Here is a 25,673-nt window from a genome sequence, read left to right on the forward strand (position 1 = left end):
AGCGGCCCTGCAAAGCGGTCGCGTCCTAGGCTGGGCTCATGCTGCTGACGTCCCTTCACCCCAAGTCGCCCGATCTCGCGGACGCGGTTCGCATCGGTGAGGACAGCTGGGGTCGCGCCGACCTGGTAGGTGCGGCGACGGCAGCAGCCGAACGCATCGGTGGCGCCTCGGGTCCGATCGCGGTGCTGGCTCGTCCGAGCATCGACACGGTGCTGTCCGTCATCGCCGGGCTCATCGCCGGAGTTCCCATCGTGCCGGTGCCGGCAGACGTTGGGGTGGCCGAACGCCGCCACATCCTGGCCGATAGCGGGGCCATCGCGTGGCTGGGTGAAACACCAGACGAGCCAGAGGGATTGCCGCACGTGCCGGTACGCCGCCACGCGCGTTCCTGGCATCAATACTCCGAACCTCGCCCCGAGTCGACCGCACTCATCGTGTACACCTCGGGGACGACCGGTGCGCCGAAAGGTGTACAGCTGAGTCGGCGCGCGTTGGCCGCCAGCCTGGACGGGCTGGCTGATGCGTGGGCGTGGACACCCGACGACGTTCTGGTACATGGGCTTCCGCTGTTCCACGTGCACGGGCTGGTACTCGGTCTGCTCGGATCGTTGCGTGTGGGAAATCGGTTTGTACACACCGTCAAGCCGACACCCGAGGCGTATGCCGCCACTCCCGGCACGTTGTACTTCGGTGTGCCCACGGTCTGGTCGCGGGTGGCGGCCGACCAATCCTGCGCTCGTGCACTGTCTTCGGCGCGGTTACTGGTGTCGGGGAGTGCCCCACTGCCGGTGCCCGTTTTTGACGAGCTGCGCGCACTCACCGGACATGCCCCGATCGAGCGCTACGGTGCCACTGAGACTGTCATCACGCTATCGACGCGTGCCGACGGAGAGCGGCGCGCAGGCTGGGTGGGTCACCCCTTGACGGGGGTGCAGACCCGTCTGCTGGCCGAGGATGGCGGCGCGGCCCCACATGACGGGGAAACCGTTGGCCAGCTGCAGGTTCAGGGCCCCACGCTGTTCAGCGGCTATCTCAACCTGCCGGAAAAGACCGCCGAGGTACTCACCGAAGACGGCTGGTATCGCACCGGGGACGTCGCCGTCGTCGACGCCGACGGAATGCACCGGATCGTCGGACGCGAATCGGTCGACCTGATCAAATCGGGTGGCTACCGCATAGGCGCCGGTGAAATCGAAACCGTGCTCCTGGGTCATCCCGGGATCGTGGAGGTCGCGGTGGTGGGAGTACCCGATGACGACCTAGGCCAACGCATCGTCGCCTACGTTGTCGGTGATGTGGTGGAGGACGACGTCATTGGCTTCGTGGCACAACAACTCTCGGTGCACAAGCGTCCCCGCGAGGTCCGTCGGGTGGACGCGCTACCCCGGAATGCCATGGGGAAGGTCCTGAAAAAGGAGCTGATCACTTGGACGTGACCGCGGAGATCGTCGATCAGATCAACTGGCACTGGACCTCCCAGCTGCGTCCCCGCTTCGACGGGCTCACCGACGACGAATACTTCTGGGAACCGGTGCAGGGCTGCTGGAGTCTGCGGCCACGCGGCACCGCGACGACTCCGCTGCAGGGTGGATCAGGCGACTATGTGATCGAATTCGCCGCTCCAACCCCCGAACCCGCGCCGGTCACCACCATCGCCTGGCGGCTCGGCCATATTCTCGTGGGCGTACTCGGGGCGCGTATCACCAGCCATTTCCCCGAGAGCTGGGCCGGACCGGCCATCGATTACCTGACCTACGACTACCCGGTCACCGCGGCCGACGCCCTGCAGCGCCTTGATGTCTTGTATGCCGCATGGCTCGACGGCGTGCGCGGCAAAGACGACGGGGCAATGGCACTACCGGTCGGTCCGGCCGAAGGCCCATGGGCCGACAAGCCGTTTCTGACGCTGGCACTGCACATCAATCGCGAATTGCTGCACCACGGCGCGGAGATCGCGCTGTTGCGCGATCTGTACGGCCGGCGCCGGAACTAGTTGGCGTGCAGCGCCGCGTTCAGCTCGAACGCGCCGCCATCACGCGACACCACCTCAACCGCACCGGTCTGCGAGTTGCGCCGGAACAGCAGATTGTTGGTGCCGGACAATTCCAGTGCCTTGATGGTCTTACCGTCGGGGGTGGCGACCTTGGTGCCGGCGGTGACATAGAGTCCGGCCTCGACGATGCAGTCGTCGCCCAGGCTGATGCCCACGCCGGAGTTGGCGCCCAGCAGCGAGCGCTGGCCCACAGAGATCACCTGGCTGCCGCCGCCGGACAGGGTGCCCATGATTGATGCGCCGCCACCGACATCGGATCCGTCACCCACGACGACACCGGCCGAGATGCGGCCCTCCACCATCGACGCGCCCAGAGTGCCCGCGTTGAAGTTCACAAATCCTTCGTGCATGACGGTCGTCCCGGGGGCCAGGTGCGCACCCAGCCGCACCCGGTCAGCATCGGCGATACGCACTCCGGTGGGCACCACGTAGTCGACCATGCGCGGGAACTTGTCGACGCCGAACACGGTCACCACGCCGCGCGCACGCAGCTTCGCGCGCACCGTCTCGAAATCCTCGACGGCGCACGGGCCGAAGTTCGTCCACACCACGTTGGTGAGCACACCGAACAACCCGTCCATGCTGGCACCGTGCGGTGGGACCAGCCGGTGCGACAACAGATGCAGGCGCAGGTAGGCGTCATAGGCGTCGGCGGGCTTATCGGCGAGCGAGCCAATGGTGGTACGTACCAACACCTTCTCGACGCCACGGTCGGCATCGGGCCCGGCCAGCGCTGCCAGTTCTGCGGGCGCGTCTGCCGCGTCGATTCGCTCGGTACCCGGAGTGCCGGGTGCGTCGGTCAACTCGGGCGCCGGGAACCAGGTATCCAGTACCGATCCGTCCGCCGCGATGGTCGCCAGGCCAAGTGCTACTGCTCCGCTCACGGGGTACACGCTAGCCTGAATCGGTGGCGCTCGAACTCGCTGGTGACCCGATAGCCCTGACGGCTGCCCTGGTAGACATCCCCAGTGAGTCCCGGCACGAAGCACAGATCGCTGACATCGTCGAGGTTGCCCTGCGGGAACAGACGACCGGATTCGAGGTCATACGCAACGGCAACGCGGTGCTGGCCCGCACCGATTACGGTCACAACACCCGGGTGATGCTCGCCGGACATCTCGACACCGTGCCCGCCGCCGACAACGTACCGAGCCACTGGGAACGGAACGAGGACGGCGACATCTTGTTCGGGTGCGGCACCGTGGACATGAAATCCGGTGATGCGGTCTTCCTGCACCTGGCCGCCACCGTGACACCCCGTGTCGACCTGACACTGGTGTTCTACGACTGCGAGGAGATCGAGTCCTCGGCCAACGGGCTGGGCCGTATCGAACGCGAACTGCCCGAGTGGCTCGACGCCGACCTTGCCATCCTCGGTGAGCCCACCGCCGGTCTCATCGAGGCAGGTTGCCAGGGCACCCTGCGCGTGGTGATCCGGGCCGCCGGTACCCGCGCACACTCGGCGCGATCCTGGCTGGGGGACAACGCCATTCACAAGCTCGGCGCCGTCCTGGACCGGCTCGCCGCATATCGGGCGCGCATCGTCGACATCGACGGCTGCGAATATCGGGAGGGGCTGTCCGCGGTGCGGATCGACGGCGGAGTTGCCGGGAACGTCATCCCGGACGCGGCCGCGGTCACCGTCAATTTCCGGTTCGCCCCCGACCGCAGCCCCGAACAGGCGCTTGTCCACGTGCGGGAGGTCTTCGACGGACTCGACGTCGACATCGAACTGACCGACGCTGCGGCCGGGGCACTGCCCGGCCTGGATCGCCCGGCCGCCGCCGAATTGATCGGCGCGGCTGGGGGAGTGGTGCGCGCGAAGTACGGCTGGACCGATGTGTCCCGGTTCGCGGCGCGAGGGATCGCCGCGGTCAACTACGGGCCGGGTGACCCCAATCTGGCGCATACTCGCGGCGAACACGTTCCGGTACAGCAGATCACCGACGTGGCCGCCGTACTGCGGCGCTACCTCAGCGCGTGACGGGTGCGGCGTAGGTTCCCGGTGTCTGACCGAGGATGCGCCGGTACACGTCGATGAACGCACTCGGTGTGGCCCAACCACACTGATGCGCCACATAGGTGACGGGCCGCCCCTCCGCGAGGAGTCGCAACGCGTGATGAAGACGGATCTGCGTGCGCCACTGCGGGTACGTCATACCCATGTCGGTGCGGAACAACCGGGTCAGCGTGCGCTCACTGGCACCTACCCGCCGCCCCAGTTCGGCCACGGTCCACACCTGTGTCAGGTCGTCATCCACCAGCGCACACGCCTCGGCCAACCGCTGATCACGGGGGATGGGCAACTTCAGCGCCTGCTCCGGGCTGCGCCGCAGCTGGTCGATGAGTACGACCTCCAGCCGCGTGACCTCCTCCCGGGGCAGGTCACCGGGAACCGAACACGTGATGATCAGCTCCCGTAGCAGCGGGGACACCGCGATGACGGTCGGAGCTTTCAGTTCCACCAGGTACTTCTCCGGATCGAAGGCCACGGAATGAAACTCGGTGGGGCCGTAAAAGCGATGTTCGTGACCAGCGCCGGCGGGTATCCACAGCGCGCGATTCGGGGGTGCGATCCAGGTGCCGTCGTCCGTCGTCACCGCGATGACACCGGAGGCGGGATACACGATCTGATGCACCTCGTGCCAGTGGCGGTCGATGCGTTGCCCACCGCTCAACGACATCACTCCGGTGAGGTGGCGGCTAATCAACACAAGAGGCGATTTTATCGGAAGTCGGCTGCGTGGGAAATTATCGCGCTGATTCTGCGGGGAATAGCCACCTGAACGCGCGGGGTTGGCCGAGACGTGAAACTCGGAGTGGCGATCGGCCGACCCCTCAGCGTCCAGACCGACACCAACCTGGTCGATGCGTTCATCGCCCACGGGCGCAAAGTCACCGATGCCGGCGTCGGGACGCTGTGGCTGGGGCAGATGTATCACTATGACGCGATCACCGTGGCCGCGGTGATCGGGCAGGCGATCCCTCCGGAAAAGCTGAGCGCTGTGGGGGTTTCGGTGATCCCCATCAATCCGCGTCACCCCATCGAGGTATCGGCGGCCGCGCAGACCGCCCAGGCCGCAAGCCGCGGGAGATTTCAGCTCGGGCTGGGGCTCGGCGCGCCGGTGATCGAGGGCCCTAGCTATGGCCTGCACGTGGACAAGCCGATACGCCGCCTACGCGAATACCTCACCACTCTCCGGCAGCTGCTCGACACCGGAACCGCCGACTTTCACGGCGAGACCCTCACGGTCGCACCGAAATTCACCACCTCACAGCCAGGCGGCGAGAACATCCCCGTGTTGGTCGCGGCCATGGCCCCACAGGCGCTGCGGGCCACCGGCGAGCTGGCCGACGGCACGATTCCGCTGCACGCCGGACCGCGAGCGCTCAGCCGGGAGATCGTTCCCGTCATCGATGCGGCCGCCGAGCAGGCCGGGCGGCCACGCCCGCGTGTCATCGCCGGTGTCGCCGTCGTGGTCACCTCCGATCCGGCACGGGTCCGGGCGCTTGCCATCGAGGACATGGCGTTCTACGAGAACATCCCGTCTTATCGGAAAGTGCTTGACGCCGAGGGGGTTCAGCACACCGGGGAGCTGGCGATCATCGGCGACGAGGAGCATGTGGCTAGCGAGCTGCGGCGATACTTCGATGCGGGAGCCACCGAAGTGTTCGCAAGCCACACCGAGTTGGGCGGACCGGAAGACGAGGCCCGCACGCTGGCACTACTGGGTGAGCTGTCCCGCGGGAATTGATTTGCCCGCTGCCCCTAGGCTGGCGGCGTGCCAGAAAGTACCGAACCCCAACTGCACGGACCGGTTCAGCTGCGTCGTGATCGATGTGAGAACACCACCGCCGACCAACGTCTGCTGGACATCCGCGACACCACCACCTGGACGCACACCGATCCGTGGCGCGTGCTGCGCATTCAGGGCGAGTTCGTGGAGGGCTTCGATGCGCTCGCGGAAACCCCCAAAGCGGTAACGGTTTTCGGCTCGGCCAGAACGAAGCAGGATTCGCCCGAATATCGGCTCGGGCGGGAGCTGGGTGTGGCCCTGGTCAAGGCGGGGTATGCCGTCATCACCGGCGGCGGACCGGGCGCCATGGAGGCCGCGAACCGTGGTGCGAGCGAATCGGGCGGTTACTCGGTGGGCCTGGGTATCGAGCTGCCGTTCGAGCAGGGCCTCAACGAATGGGTGGACCTGGGCATCAACTTCCGCTACTTCTTCGTCCGCAAGACCATGTTCGTCAAGTACGCACAGGCCTTCGTGTGTCTGCCCGGTGGATTCGGCACCCTCGACGAACTCTTCGAGGCGCTCACCCTGGTGCAGACCCGCAAGGTCACGCGGTTCCCGATCATCCTGCTGGGCACCGAGTACTGGTCGGGCCTGCTCGACTGGATCCGCGGGACGATGCTGCCCGCGGGCAAGATCGGTGAGCAGGACATCGCGCTGCTCTCGGTCACCGACAGCATCGACGAAGCGGTGGCGGCCATCGTGCAGGCCGAGGCGGTCAACGGGAAGGGGAGTCACCGATGAGTTTGTCGGTCTGTGTGTACTGCGCGTCGGGCCCCCGCCACCCGGAACTGCTGGATCTAGCCACTCGTCTGGGCACCGCCATCGCCGAACGCGGCTGGACGCTGGTCTCCGGGGGCGGCAACGTCTCGGCCATGGGCGCCGTGGCGCAGGCGGCGCGCGCCGCCGGAGGACGCACCATCGGGGTCATCCCCAAGACACTCGTACATCGAGAGGTCGCCGATACCGACGCCGATGAGCTCGTCGTCACCACCACCATGCGCGAACGCAAGCAGATCATGGAGGACCGATCCGACGCCTTCATCACCCTGCCCGGCGGGATCGGCACGCTGGAAGAGGTTTTCGAGACCTGGACCGCCGGCTATCTGGGGTTACATGAGAAGCCGGTGGTGTTGCTGGACCCCGACGGTCACTACACCGGACTGCTGCGCTGGCTCGATGAACTCCAGGACAAGGGCTACGTGGCCGCACACGCGCGGGACAGACTACTGGTGCACACCGATATCGCCGCTGCCCTCGACGCATGCAAGCCAACGGATTGACGGGGCTGGGTCGTTCGTCAACAATGCGGTGAGCCATTGCCTACTGGGCGGTAAGGAACAGGGAGAACTAGATGTCCGCAAGCAGCGCCATTCCGTCGAATCCCCGTGATCGGGTTCACCTGACCGAGGTATTGGCGCAGCTGCCGGGCATGGCCTGGGACCTGCCGATTCTGGCGCGCGGCATCATCAGCGGTATCAAGTCCAACCCCAAGGGCCGTTGGTCGATCGGGGCGCTCTTCGCCGAGCGCGCCGCCAAGCACGCCGACCGCGTCTTCCTGCGGTTCGAGGGCACCGACATCACCTACGCGCAGGCGAACGCCACCGCCAACCGGTACGCCGCCACGCTGGCCTCGCACGGTGTGGGTCGCGGTGACGTCGTCGGCATCATGCTGCGCAACTCGCCGCAGACCGTCCTGCTGATGCTCGCCACCGTGAAGCTCGGTGCCATCGCCGGAATGCTCAACTACAACCAGCGCGGACACGTGCTGGCGCACAGCATCGGACTGCTCGACTCCAAACTGCTGATCAGCGAGGCCGACTTCGTCGAACCGATCAACGAATCCGGCGCCAACGTCATCTCCCTGCTCACCGGCGACGAGCTGGACCGGGCCTCGGTACTCGCGCCCACCACCAATCCCGCCGCCACCGACGCGGTGATGACCAAGGACCGGGCGTTCTACATCTTCACCTCCGGAACCACCGGCCTGCCCAAAGCCAGTGTGATGACGCACTATCGGTGGCTGCGCGGCATGTCCGGAGTCGGCGACATGGCACTGCGGCTGCGTCCCAGCGATGTGCTGTACAGCTGTCTGCCGCTGTACCACAACAACGCGCTGACCCTCGCCGTATCGACCACCATCAACGCCGGCGCCACGCTGGCGATCGGCAAGTCGTTCTCGGTGTCGCGCTTCTGGGACGAGGTCATCGCCAGCCGCGCAACCGCTTTCATCTATATCGGCGAGCTGTGCCGTTACCTGCTCAACCAGCCGCCCAAGCCCACCGATCGCCAGCACAAGGTGCGCGTCATCATCGGTAACGGGCTGCGGCCCGAGCTGTGGGGCGAGTTCACCCACCGTTTCGGCATCAAGCGGGTCTGCGAGTTCTACTCGGCCAGCGAGTCCAACACCGCGTTCGTCAACGCGCTCAACATCGACCGCACCGTCGGTATCTGCCCGATGCCCATCGCCTACGTCAAATACGACATCGAGACCGGAGAACCGCTCCGCAACTCGAAGGGGCACCTGACGAAGGTCGGAGCGGGCGAGGCGGGTCTGCTGATCAGCAAGGTCACCAGCCTGGCGCCGTTCGACGGGTACACCGATCCGACGGCCTCGGAGAAGAAGCTGGTGCGTGACGCCTTCAAGAAGGGCGACACCTGGTTCAACACAGGCGATCTGATGCGCAACCTGGGCTGGGGACACGCGGCCTTCGGTGACCGACTCGGCGATACCTTCCGGTGGAAGGGCGAGAACGTCGCGACCACCGAGGTGGAAGGCGCACTCCATCACGCCGACGCCATCGAGGAGGCCACGGTCTTCGGCGTCGAGGTGCCGGGTACCGACGGCCGCGCCGGTATGGCCGCCATCAAGCTGCACGACGGCGCCGAGTTCGATCCAAAGGCATTGAGCGACATCGTGTATCAGTACCTGCCCGCCTACGCGCTGCCGCTTTTCGTAAGGATCGTGGACACCCTGGAGCACACCACCACCTTCAAGAGCCGCAAGGTGGAGCTGCGTGAACAGGCGTACGGGGAGGCCGTGACCGATCCGCTGTACGTGCTCGCCGGTCGCGGCGAGGGTTATGTGCCGTTCTATCCGGAATACGCAGGCGAGGTCGCGGGCGGCCAGCGTCCCAAGGCATAGCCCTTCGGCGGGTTACTGTTCCACCGTGGGAGTCAGTCGACGGGTGCGTGCCTCACGGCGCCGTCAACGTCTGGTGAAGCTTGCCGACAACGACCTCACCGACGCGCAGTGGCTGACACTCGTGGAAGCCTGGGGTGGCTGCGCCTATTGCGGTGCGACCGGAACAGCGCTGCAACGCGACTGTGTCCAGGCGATCTCCCGTGGTGGCCGGTACACGCTGTCCAACGTGGTGCCGGCCTGCCCATCCTGCAATGCGAGTAAGTGCAATGCGGAGGTGACCAGCTGGATGCGGCGCAAGCGGCTCGACGAGACCGCCTTCCTGCGTCGCTACGTGGAGATCTCAGCAGCGGGCTAGCCTGCGGTGTACACACCGGTCGGTTCAGCGTGGTAGCCCTTGGCGCCGATCTCGCGGGCCAACGGACTGCGGAAATCCTGCTCTGCGGCAAGGCAATCGAGGATGTGGCGATAGTCGTAGCGTGGTGTCCAGCCCAGTTCGGTGCGGGCCCTGGTGTTGACGTAGACCCGGTCGATCGTCGGGAACATCGTCCATCCGTGCACCGCGTACAGATTGGGCTGCTCGGGGAAGAGTTGAGCCACCACGCCCGGTGCATCGGTGCGCAGCTGCGCGATGTCGGCGCGGGAGAACGGCGTGGTCGCCGAGACCACGTATTTGGCCCAGCCGATGTCCGCCCCGCGTTCGGCCGCCAGCAGGTGTGCCTCGACGACATCGGCCAGATCCACCCGGCGATAGAGGTATTCGTTGGCCTTCACATTCGCATCGGAGTAGCGGGCCCGGACCGCGTCATTGTCGTCCTGCTCGGGGAAGAATCGGGAGGTGCGCAGCACGATGATCGGCAACCCGCTGCCCTGGTGCACCACATGCGCGATATCTTCCGCGGCGGTCTTGGTAGCGCCATAGATGTTCTTGGGCACCGGCGCCACCTCCTCGGTGATCCAGGCGGCCTCCCGGGTGCCTACCAGCGCGTGTCCGAATGCACTGGTGGTGCTCGTGTAGACGAATCCGGCCACGCCCGCGGTGACGGACTCTTCCAGGAGCGCGAGTGTGCCCTCGATGTTGGTCTCGACGAAGTCGGCCCGCGTATGCGAACCCACATGCGGTTTGTGCAGGGTTGCGGTGTGCAGCACCGACGTCACCCCGGCCATCGCCTCGGTGACAACCGCGCGGTCGGCGATCGACCCGACGATATCCGTGGCCGGTCCGGCCGCGATGTCGATGCCGACGACATCGGTCCCGCCCCGGCGCAGGGTGCGGACCAGGGCCTCCCCGAGATGGCCCGAGGATCCGGTGACCAGGAATCGCTTTCCGCCCATGTGCCCATACTGCTCAGGCCCGCAAGTCATTTCGCTCGCCGAGTGTGAAACGCGGGCGGGAAACCGGGGGAAATCTCGCCCACGTTTCCCACTCGGTGCAGCCGCTGGGGCCCTGGCCTGCACAATGAGGGCGTGCATGAGACGTTTTGCGGACGGCCCGTCCGCACCGATCGTGCCCTCATCATGGCGATCGTCAACCGCACGCCGGACTCCTTCTATGACCGGGGTGCCACCTTCACCGACGAGGCCGCCCAGTTCGCGGTGCACAAAGCGGTGGCCGACGGCGCCGATGTGGTGGACATCGGTGGCGTCAAGGCCGGCCCGGGCGAGACCGTCGACGCCGAGGCCGAGATCGCGCGGGTGGTGCCCTTCATCGAATGGGTGCGCGATGCCCACCCTGACCTGCTGATCAGCATCGACACCTGGCGTACCGAGGTCGCGGAGAAGGCCTGCGCGGCAGGCGCCGACCTCATCAACGACACCTGGGCCGGCACCGACCCGGAGCTACCCGCAGTGGCTGCCGCCCATGGCGCCGGACTGGTTTGCTCACATACCGGCGGCGCGGTGCCGCGCACCCGGCCCTATCGGGTGAACTACGGGACCGAGGTGGACGGTGTCGTCCAAGCCGTCATCGCCGAGGTGACCGCGGCCGCCGAACGCGCGGTGGCTCTCGGGGTATCGAAGGACTCGATTCTGATCGATCCGACGCATGACTTCGGCAAAAACACCTTCCACGGGCTCGCTTTGTTGCGCCACGTAAACGATCTCGTTAATACCGGGTGGCCGGTGCTGATGGCATTGAGCAACAAGGATTTCATCGGGGAGACTCTTGGTGTGGGACTGACGGAACGACTCGAAGGCACTCTCGCCGCTACCGCCCTGGCGGCGGCGGCCGGTGCCCGCATGTTCCGGGTGCACGAAGTCGGGCCCACACGCCGCACGCTGGAAATGGTGGGCTCCATCGTCGGAACCCGCCCACCGGCGCGAACAGTGAGGGGGTTGGCATGACCCATCAACTAAACGGAGTAGTTGGTATCGATCCGAGCTGGCTGGAAACGCACAGTTGGAACCGGCCCGATTGGACAGTCGAGCAGCTCATCGCCGCGAAGAAGGGCCGCACCGTTTCGGTGGTCCTGCCCGCGCTCAATGAGCAGGAGACGGTCGCCGCGGTCGTCGACACCATCAGCCCATTGCTGGGCGGTCTGGTGGACGAGCTGATCGTGCTCGACTCGGGCTCCACTGATGACACCGCGATCCGAGCCGTGGCCGCGGGTGCGCGCGTGGTCAGCCGTGAACAGGCGCTGCCCGAGGTGCCGCCCAACCCGGGCAAGGGCGAAGTGCTGTGGCGGTCGGTGGCCGCGACCACCGGCGACGTGATCGCCTTCGTCGACTCCGATCTGATCGACCCCGATCCGATGTTCGTGCCGCACCTGCTCGGCCCGCTGTTGTTGGGTCAGGGTGTCCATCTGGTCAAGGGCTTCTATCGGCGTCCGCTCAAGGTCAGCGGGTCCGAGGATGCCAACGGCGGTGGGCGGGTGACTGAACTGGTGGCCCGGCCTATGCTTGCCGCTCTCCGGCCCGAACTGAGCTGTGTGGTGCAGCCGCTGGGCGGTGAGTACGCCGGCACCCGGGAGCTGCTGTCCTCGGTGCCCTTCGCACCCGGATACGGCGTCGAGATCGGCCTACTGATCGACACGTACGACCGACTCGGACTCAATGCCATCGCCCAGGTGAACCTGGGTGTGCGCAGCCATCGCAACCGGCCGCTGGTCGAACTCGGTGTGATGAGCCGTCAGGTGATGGCCAGCATGCTGTCGCGGTGCGGGATTCCCGACTCAGGGGTGGGCATCACCCAGTTCTTCGCCGACGGTGACGGGTTCACCCCGCGCAGCTCCACGGTGTCGCTGGAGGACCGCCCGCCGATGAACACCCTGCGCTGAGCCTCAGGTCTTCGGGATCTCGCGCTCACCGTCGGTGGGCGACCAGACGGTGACGATCATGTGGTCGTCGTCGAGTCGCACGGCCGAGGCTCCCTCGATATCTGCGACATAGAACGGCGCGAACCGGCGGCCGCGCAGGTCGAATCCGATTGTGGCGTAGAGATACTCGGCGAACGCGGCGTGCAGGTCGAGATCCTGTTCGTCGTGCACGACGCCCCAGACCTTGGCGTCACCGTGGCTGATGCGGGTATCGGTGGTGGCCGTGTGCAGCTCGAAGCGAGGGTCGCGGGCAAGATCAGCGAGCTTGGCGGTGGCGGGCATGCCGCCGACGATCAGCCTGCCCTCGAAGATCCGCGGTTCCATCGGGCTGATCCGTGGGGCGCCACTGCGGCGCAGCGTCGAGAGAAAACACAGATTGCGCGTCGCGTGGTGGCGGCGCGCGAACACGTCGGCGATGGACGGCGCCTGCTGGGTGAACTCTTGCCAGGAGGTCATGGCCCCACGGTAGGTCGCGATGTCATACCGCGCTGGCAAGATCAGTGTTGTGACGTTCGCACTGACGTATCTGCTGGTTCTCGTCGCGGTGGCCGCCGTGCTGTTCGTGCTGGGCTCGATACTGTTCGGCCGCGGGGAGGAGTTGCCGGCGCTCCCCAAGGGCACTACCGCGACAGTCCTGCCCGCCGATGATGTGGCCGGTGCCGATGTAGACGCCGTCAAGTTCTCATTGGTCTTCCGGGGGTACAAGGCCAGTGAGGTTGATTGGGTGCTGGACCGGCTTGCCCGCCAGATCGACGAGCTGCGCGCCGAGCTCGACGAGGTGCAGGGCGCCCGGGCCGGCATCGAAGCCAATGCCGAATAAGGAGCCCTCCCGCTGCTCCTGGGCCGCCGACCCGCCCGGGTCGACGCTGTACGCCGACTATCACGACAACGAGTGGGGACGCCCGCTGTACGGGCGCGACGCCTTGTTCGAGCGGCTGTGCTTGGAGGCCTTCCAGAGCGGGCTGGCGTGGATCACCATCTTGCGCAAACGTGAGGGGTTCCGTCGTGCGTTCGACGGCTTCACACCGGAGAAGGTTGCCCGGTACGGCGACAAGGATGTGGCGCGGCTGATGGCCGATTCCGACATCGTGCGCAACCGCGCCAAGATCGAGTCGGCCATATCCAATGCCCGCGTCGTCCTCGATTTGGACACCGATCTTTCGGACCTGTTGTGGTCGTTTGCGCCGAAACGCCGCGCCCGGCCGCAGCGTCTTTCCGACGTGCCCGCGGTGACCGATGAGAGCATTGCGATGGCCAAAGAACTCAAACGCCGGGGGTTCCGTTTTGTAGGTCCTACCACGGCATATGCCCTGATGCAGGCCACCGGGATGGTCGACGATCATGTGCGTTCCTGCTGGGTTCCGCGAGCCGAAACCGCCCCCTCCGGAAGGTCCAGTTGAGGGTCTGCTGTCCCCAGATGTCCGCGATAGGGAAGAATGGCTCAGTGAAACGGCAGCTCAGATAGGGAACAATGGTCGGAGATGCCGAACACCCTTGGCTGGAATTTGGAGGGAGCACACGATGGCGGCCATGAAGCCCCGAACCGGCGACGGTCCTCTCGAGGCTACGAAAGAGGGGCGCGGGATCGTTATGCGCGTGCCACTGGAAGGTGGCGGTCGCCTGGTGGTCGAGCTGACCCCCGATGAGGCTGCCGCACTCGGCGACGAACTCAAGAACGTCACCAGCTAGGCCCTGCCTCGGGCGTCAGCCGCAGACTTTTTGATAGATCTGCAGCGTCATCTCCGCGATATGCGCCCACGAGAACTCTTCGATACATCGCGCCCTGCCGGCATTCCCATATTCGGTGGCGCGGGCCGGGTCCGCGACCAATGCGTTGACCGCGTCGGCGAGCCCTGCCTCGAACGCCGCGGCTTCGCTGCTCTCGTACGCCACCAGAGTTCCGGTGACACCGTCGGCAACCACCTCAGGTATGCCACCGACACGCGATGCCACGACCGCAGTGCCACATGCCATCGCCTCGAGATTGACGATGCCCAGTGGCTCGTAGATCGACGGGCATACAAACACCGTTGCCGCGGAAAGTATTTCCCGCAGCTTGGGGATGGGAAGGAATTCGCGTATCCAGTGCACTCCGGGCCGTGCCGCGGCTAGCTCGGTGACGGCACCGGTGATCTGCTCGGCGATCTCGGGAGTGTCCGGCTCACCGGCACACAAGATCAGCTGCACCTCGGGGGAGAAATGGTGTGCCGCGGACACCAGGTGCGCGAGACCTTTTTGCCGGGTGATGCGCCCGACGAACACGGCAATCGGGCGGCCCAGATCCACGCCGAGCTCGGCGAGAACCGACCCCGGTTGGGTGATCGCCTCGGCTGGGTCAACCGGATACCAGGTGGTGGTGTCGATTCCGTTGCGCACCACATGGATCCGGTTCGGGTCCAAACCGGGGTAGGTCGCCATGATGTCTTCGCGCATCCCGCTGCTGACCGCGATGACGGCGTCAGCGGCGTGTATCGCGGTGTGTTCCACCCACGAGGACACCCGATACCCACCGCCGAGCTGTTCGGCCTTCCACGGGCGACGTGGCTCCAGGGAATGCGCGGTCAAAACGTGTGGGATGCCATGCAGCAGCTTGGCCAGATGTCCGGCCAGGCCCGTGTACCAGGTGTGTGAATGCGCCACCGACGCACCAGCCGCCGCTGCGGCCATCACCAGATCGGCCGACAACGTCGTCAAGGCGGGGTTGGCGCCGTCCAGCGCCGGGTCTGGCCGGTGCACGAAGGCGCCGTCGCGCGGTGCGCCCATGCAGTGCACCTCGACATCGCACAGTGTGCGCAGCTGAGCCACCAGCTCGGTGACGTGAACACCGGCACCGCCGTAGACCTCGGGTGGGTACTCCCGCGTCATCATTGCCACCCGCGTCGGGGATGAGCCGCGCGCGTGAAGACCCTCCGTCATAGCCACGACCGTAGTAGGTGGCCCCGACGACCGCAGGCCCGCCGGGGGTGTACCGCTGGCCGCTTCTGCCGAGTGCCGATAGGTTGATTGCTATGAGGGCATCGCCACACGTTCTGGGGATCGTGCTTGCCGGCGGTGAGGGCAAGCGTCTCTACCCACTGACCGCCGACCGCGCGAAACCGGCGGTGCCCTTCGGCGGTGCCTATCGCCTCATCGATTTCGTGCTGAGCAACCTGGTCAACGCGCGGTTCTTGCGTATTTGTGTTCTGACCCAATACAAATCGCACTCACTGGACCGGCACATCTCGCAGAACTGGCGGCTCTCGGGCTTGGCGGGGGAGTACATCACCCCTGTCCCTGCCCAGCAGCGCCTCGGTCCGCGCTGGTACACCGGGAGCGCCGATGCCATCCACCAGTCGCTCAATCTGATCTTCGACGAGGATCCCGAGTACATCGTGGTGTTCGGCGCCGACCATGTGTACCGGATGGATCCCGAGCAGATGCTCGACTTCCACATCGACAGCGGTGCTGGAGTGACCGTGGCGGGTATCCGGGTGCCCCGCAGCGAGGCGAGCGCCTTCGGTTGTATCGACGCCGACGACACCGGCCGTATCCGTGAGTTCATCGAGAAGCCCGCGGATCCTCCGGGCACACCGGATGATCCCGACGCGGCCTTCGTGTCGATGGGGAACTACATCTTCACTACCAAGGAATTGATCGACGTCATTCGCGCCGACGCCGACGACGACCATTCCGACCACGACATGGGCGGCGACATCATTCCCCGGCTGGTGGCCGACGGGCGGGCCGCTGTCTATGACTTCAACACCAACCTGGTGCCCGGCGCCACCGAGCGCGATCACGCGTACTGGCGCGACGTCGGAACCCTCGACGCGTTCTATGACGCGCACATGGATCTGGTTTCGGTGCACCCGGTGTTCAATCTGTACAACCGGCGCTGGCCCATCCGTGGCGAGTCCGAGAACCTGGCGCCTGCCAAGTTCGTCAACGGCGGTTCCGCGCAGGAATCGGTGGTGGGTGCCGGCAGCATCATTTCGGCGGGTTCCGTGCGTAACTCGGTGCTGTCCTCGAATGTCGTCGTCGACGACGGTGCCGTGGTGGAGGGCAGCGTGCTGATGCCCGGTGTGCGAGTGGGCCGTGGGGCGGTCGTGCGGCACGCGATTCTGGACAAGAACGTGGTTGTCGGTGTCGGAGAACAGGTTGGTGTTGATATCGAGCGCGATCGCGAGCGTTTCAACGTCAGCGCGGGCGGCGTGGTCGCCGTCGGCAAGGGTGTGTGGATCTAGCCTCTCACCACACCAGTGGCACAAGACGGCTGCGGACCTTCTCGGTGTATTCGTCGTAGCCGGGCAGGTCGTGGCGCAGCATCTTCTCCTCGTCGATGATCCGCACCACCAGTGAGCCGAATGCGGGAATCGCCGCGAGCAGGCCCCAGAACGAACCCAGCGCCAACGGTATGCCCACCATCATCACCAGTGAGCCCGTGTACATCGGGTGGCGCACCAGCCCGTACAGACCAGTTGAGGTGACGGTCTGCCCGGACTCGACGGTGATACTCGCTCCCGCATAGTGGTTCTGGGCCACGACCAGCGTGGCGGCACCCAGCCCGGCGATGACCAGTGCCTCTCCGACGATGACCAGCCAGGTCGGTACATGAGACCAGCCGAACCTGTGATCGAAGGCGCTGACCACGACCAGGGCCAGGAAGGAACTCAACAGCACCGTGACCGCGAGCTTCTGTATCAAGCGTGTCTCCGCGATGGGGCCGCCGCGCATACGACGCCGCAGCACCTCGGGATTCGTCCTGGCCAAGTAGACCGAGGAAATCGTGGAGCTGATCGCGAAGATCGCCAGAAACACCCAGGCCTGCCAGTAGTCGAACGTTCCCGCGGGCCAGAACAGTGCCGCGCCGAAGACAGCGAGGGCGATGATTCCCGAGATAAGAGCTTGTACACCAGTTTTCATGATCTTCCTTTCTCAGAGGGCGTCACGACGGCGGTAGATCTCGCCCGCGGCTGCGATAAGCCCGGTGCCGATGACAATGAGGACGAACATGGTCAACCACGGATACTCGACCGGCGCGCTGACCCGCATCACCGGTGAGAACTTCACAATCCAGGACGGCAGCTGCAGGATGCCTGCGTACAGCATGCCCACGGAAAATGCCACCACGAGCCAGCCGATCCAGCTGTGCCGCAGTGCAACTGATAGGGCAGCGATACCGGCGATCACCAGCAGGGCGGGAATCTGTGCCAATGCGGCGAGCGTGAGACGCCACACCAAATCCGGATTGTGCAACGTGCTCGCCGCGCCCAGTCCACTGCCCAGACCGGCGATCAGCATGAGAATCGCACTGCCCACCAGTGTCACCGCGACCGCGGACAGTAGCCAGTTCCAGCGCGATACGGCACGCGCCAGTACGGCTTCGGCGATGCCGCTCTGTTCATCCTTGGCGAGCCTCATGATTGCCGACACCACGTACGCGGTGACCGCGATGGCGAGCACCTGGTTGAAGGTGGCGAAGATGCTGTCCAGGCCGTGCGCCTGGAACGCCCGGGTCAACAGCGGGTTGGTGTCAATCGAATCCCGCAGGCTCTTGGCCATCGACCCGAAGGCCATACCGCTCAGGAAGATTCCGACTCCCCATCCGGTGAGCAGCCCGCGTTGCAGTTGCAGGTTGAGTCCGAAGACGGACCTGATCTCGGGGGCATTGGCGTCCTCGCCACGTGAGGGCAGCACCCCCGCGTCGTATTGGCGGTGTCCTTCGAGCGCGTGCGCGGCGAGCATCAGGGCCACGGTGGTGCCCACCAGCAGCAGGAGGGGCCACCAACGCAGATCGACGAAGGGCCGCATCTGCTGGGCCCACGCCAGGGGCGAGAACCAACTCAGTCTGCTGCCCCTGTTGTCGATGATGTCGCCGAGCCCGCGGATCACGACGGCTGCTGCCAGGGATGCCATCGCGACACCGGTGGCGGCTCGGGAGGTGCGCCACAACTGGGAGGTGACCGCCGCGATACCGGCGAAAACCATGGAGGCTCCGGTGATTCCGAGACTGATTCCGAGACTGTCGGCGACATCGAATCCCGCGGCGGACAAAGCAATCGTCATGGCCAGGGCCAGAACGGCGTTCATCAGGCCCACCACGATGAGCGCCGCGTAGGTGCGTGCCTGGTGGCCGACGACCGCCGACATGACCAGCTCGGCACCGCCGGATTCCTCTTCGGCGCGGGTATGCCGGATGACCGTCAGGATGGACATGATGGCAGCGGCGGCGATCATGACGGTCATCAGTTCGTTGGCGACCATGACACCGATATCGGTTTCGTTGATGCCGAAATTTGGCCCGCCCATGATGATTCCGGCGGGGGTCTTCATCATCGTGACCCGGGCCATCCGGTCGGCGGACGTCGGATACATCGACGCGAACGCCAGCGGGGTATAGGTCATCAGCAGCGTCAGCCAGCCGACCCACATGCAGATCCGGAGCCTGTCGCGGCGTAGTGCCAACAGGATCAGGGTGCCTGTTCCGGTCAACGGATGTTTCGGGGTACCGTCCGAAATCGGCTGACGCATGGGGAGCGTCGCGAAGTCGCTTCTCATCGCGGTACGCCCTGATACTCGCGCATGAAGAGCTCTTCAAGTGATGCCGGCGCCACGGTGAGGTCGACGATCCCGAGGCTTGCCAGCTGTTCCATGATGCGGTCCAGGTCGCTGCGATCCACGGTGAAGGAGGCCCGGTTGCCGCCGATCGTGAGGTCGCGCAACTGTGGAATCGATTTGAGACCAGAGGGATTCGCCAGTGTGCGTACCGTCACCGAGGTCCGCATGACATGGCGCAGCTCGGCTAGGGAGCCGGACAACACCGCGCGTCCGGCGCGGACAATGGTCACCCGGTGGCACAGCTTCTCCACCTCGGCCAGGATGTGGCTCGACAGCAACACCGCGCATCCGCGCGCGGCCACTTCGGCCACACACTCCTGGAAGACAGTCTCCATCAGCGGATCCAGGCCGGATGTCGGCTCGTCGAGTATGAACAGTTCGGCGTCGGAGCAGAACGCCGCGATGAGCGCCACCTTCTGGCGGTTGCCCTTGGAATAGGTACGTGCCTTCTTGGTGGGGTCGAGTTCGAAACGCTCGATGAGTTCGTTGCGCCTCGGTAGTGAAATATGTTCGGTGCCACGCATCCTGGTGAGGAAGTCAATCGCCTGCCCGCCGGTGAGGTTGGGCCACAGCGTGACGTCCCCGGGCACGTAGGCGATGAGCCGATGCAGATCCACGGCGTTGAGCCACGGGTCGCCGCCGACGAGCTGCACGGTGCCGGAGTCGGCGCGCAGCAGGCCCAGGAGTACTCGAATGGTGGTGGACTTTCCCGCGCCGTTGGGGCCGAGGAAGCCCGCCACCTCGCCGTGGGCGACCGACAGATCGAGCCCGTCGAGTGCCTTGGTCTTCCCGAATGACTTGGAGAGGCCGCGTATTTCGACCGCGAGGTTGGAATACATCACTTCGAGTCTCCTCCGTTGCGAGAGTTTTCCTGTTGTGCCGCAAACGCATCGAGCATGGTGGAATCGGTCATGAGGCCTTCGGTGTAGACCTCGATGGCGGGGAAGATCAGCTCATCGGAGTAGCGGCGCAAGATCGTGCCCAGGTCGTCGTCGGGGTACATCTGTACGTAGATCGACAGCGCGCCTACGCCGTTCAAGGAGAGCCACAGCGCCCGGCCCTTGGGATCACGGCTCGGCTTGATCGTGCCCGCGCGGACTCCGTCGTCCAGATATGCCTCGGCGTTCTCGATGGAGTGCTGAAGAAACGCGCGGCCGGGCTCTCCGCCCGATTGCACACTGAGCAGCAGGTACCTGACCATCGGCGCGAACGTCTCGATTTCGTCGATGGCGTCGAGCCAGACCTTGGGGTCGTTGGAGGTCAGCGTGCGCGATTTCTCCGAGCGGATGTACTCCAGCAGGTATTCATCCACTGCCTGGCGGAGCCCGTCCTTGGATCCGTAGTGATGAATAACCAGTGCGGGGCTCACTCCCGCGGCTTCGGCGATCGCTCGCACGCTGGTGTTCAGCCCCTGTTCGCCCCACAACTTGATGGCGGCATCCCGGATGCGGGCGGCTGCGGTGAGATCATCGACTGAACGCATGTTTAGTACGTTAAACACACGTTCAGCCTGGCGTCAAGGATCTAGCCCGCGTCAGATGAGGGTTTTGACGAGAACGATGCGAAGGCGCCGCCGAAACGACGGTTTACGCGTCAGTCGCGGGTGGCAGCGAGCAGGCCGTCTCCCAGTGGGATCAGCACTGCGGTGAACCGGCCATCATCGGCGATGATGCGCGCGGCTTCGCGAACTCCGACCACATCGGGATCGTTGGCTGCGGGGTCGCCCGCGCGTCCGCCGGCGGACACCCCGTGGATCACTACTGCTCCGCCCGGGCGCAGCAACCGAATGCCACCGGCCAGGAACTCGGGTTGATCGGCCGGCGCGGCATCGATGACGAGCAGGTCATACGACTCGTCGGCCAGTCGTGGCAAGACCTCCTGGGCGCGCCCACCGATCAGCCGGGTGCGCGACGGGGCGATGGCCGCCTCCGAAAAGGCCTGTTTGGCACTGCGCTGGTGCTCGGGCTCCAGATCAATGGTGGTCAGCACGCCGTCCTCGCGCATTCCGGAGAGCAGCCACAGGCCGCTGACCCCCGCGCCAGTCCCGACCTCGACGACGGCCTTGCCGCCGGAAAGGCGTGCGAAGACACTGAGAAGGGCGCCGACAGCGGGCGTTACCGGGCCCGCGCCCAGGTCAACGGCACGTTCCCGGGCGGCGGCGACGATGTCGTCTTCGGAGATGGCGCCCTCGGCGTGGCTGACCATCGCCTCGACGCGGGATCGATCTGCGCTGCTGGTCACGATTCGATCCTGTCGAGTGGGAGGGCATCTGTCCCGCGACACGCCGCACTCATCAAGGATGTGACGGGTTTCTTGTCCCGGATCCCCCGGCGAGATCGGATCGAGACCGCATTCTCAGGAAGAGTTAAGTTAGCTCATAAGTGGCCCACACCTCGGTGATAGAAGGTCATTCACATGTCGCGATCCATCCTGAACGAGAGCCCGAGTGCCCCGCGCCTATCTGGGAATAACACCCGTGGCATCCGGGTTGAGCAGGCTGACAGCTTCCCCATTGGGGGTGAAGCCGCCACAACCGAACAGGAGGAACACGCGATTTCGCCTACGCGTATCAGCGAGTCGGCCGAATACACCGACTTCGTCGAGGCTATCGATCCCGCCGAACTATCCGGGACCGCAGTGTTCGATGCCACCGGAGACCAGGCAGCCATGCCGTCTTGGGATGAGCTGGTTCGTGAGCATGCCGACCGCGTGTACCGCCTGGCCTACCGCCTGTCGGGTAACCAGCAAGACGCTGAGGACCTGACTCAGGAGACCTTCATTCGGGTGTTCCGCTCGCTGCAGAACTACCAGCCCGGCACCTTCGAGGGGTGGTTGCACCGCATCACCACCAACCTGTTCCTCGACATGGTCCGCCGCCGTGGCCGCATTCGCATGGAGGCGCTGCCCGAGGATTACGACCGCGTCCCGGCGACCGACCCAGATCCCGAGCAGATCTACCACGACGCCCAGCTGGGCGCCGATTTGCAGGCCGCGCTGGACTCGTTGGCGCCGGAGTTCCGTGCCGCCGTGGTTCTGTGTGACATCGAAGGTCTGTCTTACGAGGAAATCGGCGCCACCCTGGATGTGAAACTCGGCACCGTCCGCAGCCGCATCCACCGCGGTCGCCAGGCCATCCGTGAGTATCTGGCTGCGCACTCCTCGACGTCCGCGCTCGCGGCCGCCGAGTAGCGCGCAACACCATTGGTGCAGGTTGGTACGCAATGAGTACATTCGCGCGCTATCTTCGAGTTAGGTCGGCACGAGTCCGCCGGCCCTACCGGACCGAAGGGAGCGTCGCCGTGGTGGATAGCGGCTCGTTCCGGCGAGCGTTCTCGAGCTTCTCGTCGTTCTCCCGGCTGCCGTCCCCATTCGCCTCGCAGAGCGAGGCGCCGGTGGGTGCTCCGCGCCAGTTCGGATCGACCGAGCATCTGTCCACTGAGGCGATAGCCGCGTTCGTGGATGGCGAGCTCCGGATGAGCGCGCACCTGCGAGCGGCGCACCACTTGTCGATGTGCGCCGAATGCGCGCTGGAGATCGACGCACAGCGCCAAGCACGCAGCGCACTGCGTGATTCCGGGGGCATCCGGGTGCCGGTTTCGTTGCTCGGGTTGCTCAGCCAGATTCCGCACATCCCGCATGAGGCCGCACCGCCTTCACCGTCTTCACATGAGGGCGACTTGCCACCCGCGTTAGCCAGTGATGAGGTGCGTCGTCGTCGTAAGCGCCGGTAGGGTGGGCCGGTGACCGCACATCAGGACACCGCCCCCCGGTTGGCGCCGCGCCCGGTTGACCGGCCGCCCGTCGATCCGGCTTCGCAGCGGGCTTTCGGCCGTCCTTCGGGGGTATCCGGTTCGTTCCAGGGGGCGGACAAGTACCGAGACCAGGGGGAGTACACACCGCGGGTGGGTCCGCCCGACCCCGTGTTGGCTCAGGCCTTCGGACGGCCCGATAACGCCACGACCTCCTTGCAACGTCATCCCGCCGATGCCGGCAAGCTCAACGCCGTCGACGAGGGCCCGGATGCCGCTGAGGATCCGTGGCGCGACCCGACCGCACAGGTGCAATTGGGCAGGCCCGCGGTGACCAAGGCGCCCGTCGCGCTCGACGGCACGCCCGCCCCGAAGCTGGGCGTCCGCGAGGTCCTTTTCGGCGGACGGGTTTCCATCCCGGCGCTGGCCGTCCTTGCGGCGATCGCGCTGCTGATCGGCCTGGTCGGCGGCATCGTGGGCCGCAAAACGGCCGAGGTGGTGCAAGCCTTCACCACCTCGAAGGTCACCTTGACCACCGACGACAGCACCCAGCCCGATGAGTCACGCTTCACGGCGGTCGCCAACGCCGTCAAAAGCGCGGTGGTGACCATCGAGGCCAGCTCGGACGATGAGGTAGCGCAGGGTTCGGGGGTTGTCATCGACCCCAAGGGTTATGTCATCACCAACAATCACGTGATCTCCGATGCCGCGAAGAACCCCGGCAAGTTCAAGATCGAAGTCATCTTCAACGACAGCAAGAAGGTGCCCGCCAATCTTGTGGGTCGTGATCCCAAGACTGACATTGCGGTGCTGAAGGTGGATAACGTCGACAACCTGACCGTGGCGCGTCTGGGCGACTCGGACAAGGTCGCCGTCGGTGCCGAGGTCATTGCCTTCGGTTCACCGCTGGGTCTGCGTAGCACGGTGACCAGCGGCATCATCAGCGCACTGCACCGTCCGGTGCCGCTCTCGGGTGAGGGCAGCGATACCGACACCGTGATCGACGCGCTTCAGACCGATGCCGCCATCAACCACGGAAACTCCGGTGGCCCGCTCATCGATATGAAGTCTCAGGTGATCGGGATCAACACGGCCGGAAAGTCGTTGAGCGACAGCTCAAGTGGCCTCGGATTCGCCATCCCGATCAACGAGGCTGCCGAGGTCGCGCAGTCGCTGATCCGTGACGGCAAGATCGTGCACGCGACGCTGGGTATCAGCAGCCGCACGGTGAGCAATGCGACCGCTACCGGCGCCGAGGTGGCCAACGTCAAGGCCGGCAGCCCCGCCGAAAAGGGCGGCATGCTGGAGAACGATGTCGTCGTCAAGGTGGGTAACCGGACGGTGGCCGACGCCGATGAGTTCGTGGTCGCGGTGCGGCAGCTGAAGATTGGACAGGAAGCCACCATTACGGTGCTGCGTCAGGGCCGTCCCGTCGAGCTCAAAGTTACTCCCGGCCCCGACGGTTCCTGATGTTCGGCAGTGTCGGCTGGGGGGAGCTGTTGGTCCTGCTGGTCGTGGGACTCGTGGTGCTTGGTCCCGAGCGGTTGCCGGGGGCGATCCAGTGGACCACTGAGTCGCTGCGCAAGGTCCGCGACTACGCCAGTGGCGCGACGGCCTCACTGCGTGAGGAGCTTGGGCCGGAGTTCGATGACGTGCGCAAGCCGCTCGCCGAGCTGCAGAAGCTGCGCGGTATGACGCCACGCGCCGTCATTACCAAACACCTTCTGGACGGCGATGATTCGGTGCTCGATTCGTTGACCAAGCCGCTTGAAGACGTGAAGAAGGCGGTCTCGGAGCCGGCGCCCACGCCCGTCGCCAACCCTGATCTCACCAAGCCTGGGGAGCCGGGCCCGACCCGCTACGACGCCGACGCGACCTAGTTGCGCCGTGCGGTGTCGATGTTCAGCGACATGCCCGCCAGTCCGCGGCTACGTGTCGAGAGCTTGTCGGCGACCGCCCGAAGTGCCTGGCCCGCAGCCGAATCCGGCTGACTGAGCACGATGGGCAGCCCGTCGTCGCCGCCCTCACGTACCGCTGGGTCCAGTGGAATCTGGCCGAGCAGTGGCACTTTCGTTCCCACCACCCTGGTCAGGCTTTCGGCGACGGTGTCGCCGCCGCCGGATCCGAACACCTCCATGCGGGTGCCGTCGGGCAGCACCAGCCAGGACATGTTCTCCACGACGCCGACGATGCGCTGACGTGTCTGGGTCGCGATCGCTCCCGCGCGCTCGGCCACCTCGGCGGCGGCCTGCTGCGGGGTGGTGACCACCAGAATCTCGGCACCGGGAATGAGCTGCGCCACCGAGATCGCCACGTCGCCGGTGCCCGGCGGCAGATCCAGCAGCAGCACGTCCAGGTCTCCCCAGAACACGTCGGCCAGGAACTGCTGCAGGGCGCGATGCAGCATCGGCCCGCGCCACACCACCGGGGTGTTGCCCTGGGTGAACTGGGCGATGGAGATGACCTTCACGTCGTGGGCGACCGGGGGCAGGATCATCCGTTCCACCTGAGTGGGGCGATCCGAGGTGCCCATCATGCGCGGTACCGAGTGGCCATAGATATCGGCGTCGAGCAGCCCGACCGAGAGCCCCTTGGCTGCCATTGCCGCCGCGAGGTTGACGGTCACACTGGACTTTCCGACACCGCCCTTTCCCGACGCCACCGCGTACACCCGGGTAAGCGATCCGGGCTGAGCGAAGGGAATGACGGGCTCGGCGCTGTCGCCACGCAACTGCTTGCGCAACTCGGTGCGCTGCTCGTCGTTCATCACATCCAGCAGCACGCGCACGGTACCTACGCCGTCGACGTCTGCGGCGGCCTGAGTTACTCGTTCGGCGATCTCCGCCTTCTTCGGGCATCCGGAGGTGGTGAGGTAGATCCCGATCTCGACGTTGTGGGCGTCGTCGAAGGTGATGTCCTTGACCATCCCCAATTCAGTGATGGGGCGGCGAAGTTCGGGATCGATAACCCCGGCGAGTGCACTGCGCACGGCCGTGGTGAGCTCGGATGTCACTACCCGAGTCT

General features: G+C 65.6%; 29 protein-coding genes. 18 read left to right on the forward strand and 11 right to left on the reverse strand.

Going from position 1 to position 25,673, the window contains the following annotated elements; all coding sequences use genetic code 11:
• Nucleotides 1-38 precede the first annotated feature (38 nt).
• On the forward strand, nucleotides 39-1,436 hold the full coding sequence (locus tag RHO23_RS02520; protein WP_057968200.1) for an acyl-CoA synthetase: 1,398 nt from the start codon (nucleotides 39-41) through the stop codon (nucleotides 1,434-1,436).
• The gene (locus tag RHO23_RS02525) at nucleotides 1,427-1,993 is read left to right on the forward strand and encodes a DinB family protein (protein WP_064408097.1); all 567 of its coding nucleotides are present in this window, start codon (nucleotides 1,427-1,429) and stop codon (nucleotides 1,991-1,993) included. Before RHO23_RS02520 ends, RHO23_RS02525 begins: the two co-directional genes overlap by 10 nt.
• On the opposite strand, the gene dapD is transcribed toward RHO23_RS02525, so the two are convergent.
• Entirely contained in the window at nucleotides 1,990-2,937 is a 948-nt protein-coding gene (gene dapD / locus RHO23_RS02530; protein ID WP_064410197.1) for a 2,3,4,5-tetrahydropyridine-2,6-dicarboxylate N-succinyltransferase, read from the reverse strand. The two genes, RHO23_RS02525 and dapD, sit on opposite strands and share 4 nt — an antisense overlap.
• Nucleotides 2,938-2,960: 23 nt before the next feature.
• Between dapD and dapE the strand changes: the two genes are divergently transcribed.
• Nucleotides 2,961-4,037, forward strand: a complete 1,077-nt coding sequence (dapE, locus tag RHO23_RS02535; protein ID WP_030094784.1) for a succinyl-diaminopimelate desuccinylase — start codon at nucleotides 2,961-2,963, stop codon at nucleotides 4,035-4,037.
• On the opposite strand, the gene RHO23_RS02540 is transcribed toward dapE, so the two are convergent.
• Nucleotides 4,027-4,767 carry an AraC family transcriptional regulator gene (locus RHO23_RS02540; protein ID WP_057968202.1) on the reverse strand — a complete coding sequence of 247 codons (741 nt, stop codon included), beginning with the start codon at nucleotides 4,765-4,767 and terminating at the stop codon, nucleotides 4,027-4,029. The genes dapE and RHO23_RS02540 overlap by 11 nt on opposite strands.
• 93 nt (nucleotides 4,768-4,860) lie before the next feature.
• Between RHO23_RS02540 and RHO23_RS02545 the strand changes: the two genes are divergently transcribed.
• The 5 genes from RHO23_RS02545 to RHO23_RS02565 all read left to right on the forward strand — a co-directional run bounded on the left by RHO23_RS02545 (nucleotide 4,861) and on the right by RHO23_RS02565 (nucleotide 9,347).
• Nucleotides 4,861-5,808 carry a TIGR03564 family F420-dependent LLM class oxidoreductase gene (locus tag RHO23_RS02545; protein WP_081346336.1) on the forward strand — a complete coding sequence of 316 codons (948 nt, stop codon included), beginning with the start codon at nucleotides 4,861-4,863 and terminating at the stop codon, nucleotides 5,806-5,808.
• 27 nt (nucleotides 5,809-5,835) lie between these two features.
• The gene (locus RHO23_RS02550; protein WP_057968203.1) at nucleotides 5,836-6,591 is read left to right on the forward strand and encodes a TIGR00730 family Rossman fold protein; all 756 of its coding nucleotides are present in this window, start codon (nucleotides 5,836-5,838) and stop codon (nucleotides 6,589-6,591) included.
• Nucleotides 6,588-7,130: a TIGR00730 family Rossman fold protein gene (locus RHO23_RS02555; protein ID WP_070916471.1), complete on the forward strand. Its 543-nt coding sequence runs from the start codon at nucleotides 6,588-6,590 to the stop codon at nucleotides 7,128-7,130. The genes RHO23_RS02550 and RHO23_RS02555 overlap by 4 nt, the downstream gene beginning before the upstream one ends.
• Nucleotides 7,131-7,201: 71 nt before the next feature.
• Nucleotides 7,202-8,992, forward strand: coding sequence for a long-chain-acyl-CoA synthetase FadD6 (fadD6, locus tag RHO23_RS02560; RefSeq protein ID WP_030094789.1), 1,791 nt, complete (start codon nucleotides 7,202-7,204; stop codon nucleotides 8,990-8,992).
• A 25-nt stretch (nucleotides 8,993-9,017) separates the two neighbouring features.
• Nucleotides 9,018-9,347, forward strand: coding sequence for an HNH endonuclease (locus RHO23_RS02565; protein ID WP_030094790.1), 330 nt, complete (start codon nucleotides 9,018-9,020; stop codon nucleotides 9,345-9,347).
• Here RHO23_RS02565 and RHO23_RS02570 read toward each other — a convergent pair.
• Nucleotides 9,344-10,324 carry an NAD-dependent epimerase/dehydratase family protein gene (locus RHO23_RS02570; RefSeq protein ID WP_423488633.1) on the reverse strand — a complete coding sequence of 327 codons (981 nt, stop codon included), beginning with the start codon at nucleotides 10,322-10,324 and terminating at the stop codon, nucleotides 9,344-9,346. The genes RHO23_RS02565 and RHO23_RS02570 overlap by 4 nt on opposite strands.
• 132 nt (nucleotides 10,325-10,456) lie before the next feature.
• On the opposite strand from RHO23_RS02570, the gene folP reads away from it, so the two are divergent.
• Together folP and RHO23_RS02580 are read left to right on the forward strand one after the other, a co-directional pair.
• Nucleotides 10,457-11,332, forward strand: a complete 876-nt coding sequence (folP, locus tag RHO23_RS02575) for a dihydropteroate synthase (RefSeq protein ID WP_101312695.1) — start codon at nucleotides 10,457-10,459, stop codon at nucleotides 11,330-11,332.
• Nucleotides 11,329-12,264: a glucosyl-3-phosphoglycerate synthase gene (locus RHO23_RS02580; protein WP_057968207.1), complete on the forward strand. Its 936-nt coding sequence runs from the start codon at nucleotides 11,329-11,331 to the stop codon at nucleotides 12,262-12,264. Before folP ends, RHO23_RS02580 begins: the two co-directional genes overlap by 4 nt.
• Before the next feature lie 3 nt (nucleotides 12,265-12,267).
• Here RHO23_RS02580 and RHO23_RS02585 read toward each other — a convergent pair whose 3' ends face one another.
• Nucleotides 12,268-12,759: a pyridoxamine 5'-phosphate oxidase family protein gene (locus tag RHO23_RS02585; protein WP_057968208.1), complete on the reverse strand. Its 492-nt coding sequence runs from the start codon at nucleotides 12,757-12,759 to the stop codon at nucleotides 12,268-12,270.
• 49 nt (nucleotides 12,760-12,808) lie between these two features.
• Between RHO23_RS02585 and RHO23_RS02590 the strand changes: the two genes are divergently transcribed.
• The 3 genes from RHO23_RS02590 to RHO23_RS02600 all read left to right on the forward strand — a co-directional run bounded on the left by RHO23_RS02590 (nucleotide 12,809) and on the right by RHO23_RS02600 (nucleotide 13,992).
• Nucleotides 12,809-13,123 (forward strand): DivIVA domain-containing protein, encoded by a 315-nt coding sequence (locus tag RHO23_RS02590; RefSeq protein ID WP_101312723.1) that lies wholly within the window; start codon nucleotides 12,809-12,811, stop codon nucleotides 13,121-13,123.
• Entirely contained in the window at nucleotides 13,113-13,703 is a 591-nt protein-coding gene (locus RHO23_RS02595; protein WP_057968210.1) for a DNA-3-methyladenine glycosylase I, read from the forward strand. Before RHO23_RS02590 ends, RHO23_RS02595 begins: the two co-directional genes overlap by 11 nt.
• 121 nt (nucleotides 13,704-13,824) lie before the next feature.
• On the forward strand, nucleotides 13,825-13,992 hold the full coding sequence (locus RHO23_RS02600) for a DUF3117 domain-containing protein (RefSeq protein ID WP_005059648.1): 168 nt from the start codon (nucleotides 13,825-13,827) through the stop codon (nucleotides 13,990-13,992).
• A 15-nt stretch (nucleotides 13,993-14,007) separates the two neighbouring features.
• On the opposite strand, the gene glgA is transcribed toward RHO23_RS02600, so the two are convergent.
• Nucleotides 14,008-15,219 carry a glycogen synthase gene (gene glgA, locus RHO23_RS02605; RefSeq protein WP_101312696.1) on the reverse strand — a complete coding sequence of 404 codons (1,212 nt, stop codon included), beginning with the start codon at nucleotides 15,217-15,219 and terminating at the stop codon, nucleotides 14,008-14,010.
• A gap of 92 nt (nucleotides 15,220-15,311) precedes the next feature.
• Between glgA and glgC the strand changes: the two genes are divergently transcribed.
• The gene (gene glgC / locus RHO23_RS02610) at nucleotides 15,312-16,526 is read left to right on the forward strand and encodes a glucose-1-phosphate adenylyltransferase (protein WP_030094798.1); all 1,215 of its coding nucleotides are present in this window, start codon (nucleotides 15,312-15,314) and stop codon (nucleotides 16,524-16,526) included.
• A 4-nt stretch (nucleotides 16,527-16,530) separates the two neighbouring features.
• Here the strand turns inward: glgC and RHO23_RS02615 are convergent, their stop codons facing one another.
• The 5 genes from RHO23_RS02615 to RHO23_RS02635 form a co-directional block, all read right to left on the reverse strand.
• A complete protein-coding gene (locus RHO23_RS02615) occupies nucleotides 16,531-17,205 on the reverse strand; it encodes a methyltransferase family protein (protein WP_070920308.1) in 675 nt (224 codons plus the stop codon).
• 12 nt (nucleotides 17,206-17,217) lie between these two features.
• Nucleotides 17,218-18,840: an ABC transporter permease gene (locus tag RHO23_RS02620; RefSeq protein ID WP_081346266.1), complete on the reverse strand. Its 1,623-nt coding sequence runs from the start codon at nucleotides 18,838-18,840 to the stop codon at nucleotides 17,218-17,220.
• Entirely contained in the window at nucleotides 18,837-19,742 is a 906-nt protein-coding gene (locus RHO23_RS02625; RefSeq protein WP_423488634.1) for an ATP-binding cassette domain-containing protein, read from the reverse strand. The genes RHO23_RS02620 and RHO23_RS02625 overlap by 4 nt, the downstream gene beginning before the upstream one ends.
• On the reverse strand, nucleotides 19,739-20,383 hold the full coding sequence (locus tag RHO23_RS02630; protein WP_057968214.1) for a TetR/AcrR family transcriptional regulator: 645 nt from the start codon (nucleotides 20,381-20,383) through the stop codon (nucleotides 19,739-19,741). The genes RHO23_RS02625 and RHO23_RS02630 overlap by 4 nt, the downstream gene beginning before the upstream one ends.
• 110 nt (nucleotides 20,384-20,493) lie before the next feature.
• Nucleotides 20,494-21,105: an O-methyltransferase gene (locus RHO23_RS02635; protein WP_044104568.1), complete on the reverse strand. Its 612-nt coding sequence runs from the start codon at nucleotides 21,103-21,105 to the stop codon at nucleotides 20,494-20,496.
• Nucleotides 21,106-21,315: 210 nt separating this feature from the next.
• Between RHO23_RS02635 and sigE the strand changes: the two genes are divergently transcribed.
• The 4 genes from sigE (at nucleotide 21,316) to tatB (ending at nucleotide 24,529) form a co-directional block, all read left to right on the forward strand.
• Entirely contained in the window at nucleotides 21,316-22,089 is a 774-nt protein-coding gene (gene sigE / locus RHO23_RS02640) for an RNA polymerase sigma factor SigE (RefSeq protein WP_423488635.1), read from the forward strand.
• 110 nt (nucleotides 22,090-22,199) lie between these two features.
• Entirely contained in the window at nucleotides 22,200-22,631 is a 432-nt protein-coding gene (rseA, locus tag RHO23_RS02645; protein WP_109365309.1) for an anti-sigma E factor RseA, read from the forward strand.
• A 9-nt stretch (nucleotides 22,632-22,640) separates the two neighbouring features.
• Entirely contained in the window at nucleotides 22,641-24,119 is a 1,479-nt protein-coding gene (locus RHO23_RS02650) for a S1C family serine protease (RefSeq protein ID WP_057963883.1), read from the forward strand.
• On the forward strand, nucleotides 24,119-24,529 hold the full coding sequence (gene tatB, locus RHO23_RS02655) for a Sec-independent protein translocase protein TatB (protein ID WP_030094807.1): 411 nt from the start codon (nucleotides 24,119-24,121) through the stop codon (nucleotides 24,527-24,529). The genes RHO23_RS02650 and tatB overlap by 1 nt, the downstream gene beginning before the upstream one ends.
• Here tatB and RHO23_RS02660 read toward each other — a convergent pair.
• A complete protein-coding gene (locus RHO23_RS02660; protein WP_101312698.1) occupies nucleotides 24,526-25,662 on the reverse strand; it encodes an Mrp/NBP35 family ATP-binding protein in 1,137 nt (378 codons plus the stop codon). The genes tatB and RHO23_RS02660 overlap by 4 nt on opposite strands.
• Nucleotides 25,663-25,673: the final 11 nt, after the last annotated feature.

The organism is Mycobacteroides sp. PCS013 (genome assembly GCF_049532645.1).
Taxonomy (GTDB): domain Bacteria; phylum Actinomycetota; class Actinomycetes; order Mycobacteriales; family Mycobacteriaceae; genus Mycobacterium; species Mycobacterium gwanakae.

Excerpts from the sequence above, each read along its gene's own strand:
- RHO23_RS02520 (WP_057968200.1), top strand. The coding sequence starts at position 39 with ATGCTGCTGACGTCCCTTCACCCCAAGTCGCCCGATCTCGCGGACGCG.
- RHO23_RS02555 (WP_070916471.1), top strand. The coding sequence starts at position 6,588 with ATGAGTTTGTCGGTCTGTGTGTACTGCGCGTCGGGCCCCCGCCACCCG.
- fadD6 (WP_030094789.1), top strand. The coding sequence starts at position 7,202 with ATGTCCGCAAGCAGCGCCATTCCGTCGAATCCCCGTGATCGGGTTCAC.
- RHO23_RS02570 (WP_423488633.1), bottom strand. The coding sequence starts at position 10,324 with ATGGGCGGAAAGCGATTCCTGGTCACCGGATCCTCGGGCCATCTCGGG.
- RHO23_RS02580 (WP_057968207.1), top strand. The coding sequence starts at position 11,329 with ATGACCCATCAACTAAACGGAGTAGTTGGTATCGATCCGAGCTGGCTG.
- RHO23_RS02585 (WP_057968208.1), bottom strand. The coding sequence starts at position 12,759 with ATGACCTCCTGGCAAGAGTTCACCCAGCAGGCGCCGTCCATCGCCGAC.
- RHO23_RS02595 (WP_057968210.1), top strand. The coding sequence starts at position 13,113 with ATGCCGAATAAGGAGCCCTCCCGCTGCTCCTGGGCCGCCGACCCGCCC.
- RHO23_RS02600 (WP_005059648.1), top strand. The coding sequence starts at position 13,825 with ATGGCGGCCATGAAGCCCCGAACCGGCGACGGTCCTCTCGAGGCTACG.
- glgA (WP_101312696.1), bottom strand. The coding sequence starts at position 15,219 with ATGACGGAGGGTCTTCACGCGCGCGGCTCATCCCCGACGCGGGTGGCA.
- glgC (WP_030094798.1), top strand. The coding sequence starts at position 15,312 with ATGAGGGCATCGCCACACGTTCTGGGGATCGTGCTTGCCGGCGGTGAG.
- RHO23_RS02615 (WP_070920308.1), bottom strand. The coding sequence starts at position 17,205 with ATGAAAACTGGTGTACAAGCTCTTATCTCGGGAATCATCGCCCTCGCT.
- RHO23_RS02620 (WP_081346266.1), bottom strand. The coding sequence starts at position 18,840 with ATGAGAAGCGACTTCGCGACGCTCCCCATGCGTCAGCCGATTTCGGAC.
- RHO23_RS02630 (WP_057968214.1), bottom strand. The coding sequence starts at position 20,383 with ATGCGTTCAGTCGATGATCTCACCGCAGCCGCCCGCATCCGGGATGCC.
- RHO23_RS02635 (WP_044104568.1), bottom strand. The coding sequence starts at position 21,105 with ATGGTCAGCCACGCCGAGGGCGCCATCTCCGAAGACGACATCGTCGCC.
- sigE (WP_423488635.1), top strand. The coding sequence starts at position 21,316 with ATGTCGCGATCCATCCTGAACGAGAGCCCGAGTGCCCCGCGCCTATCT.
- tatB (WP_030094807.1), top strand. The coding sequence starts at position 24,119 with ATGTTCGGCAGTGTCGGCTGGGGGGAGCTGTTGGTCCTGCTGGTCGTG.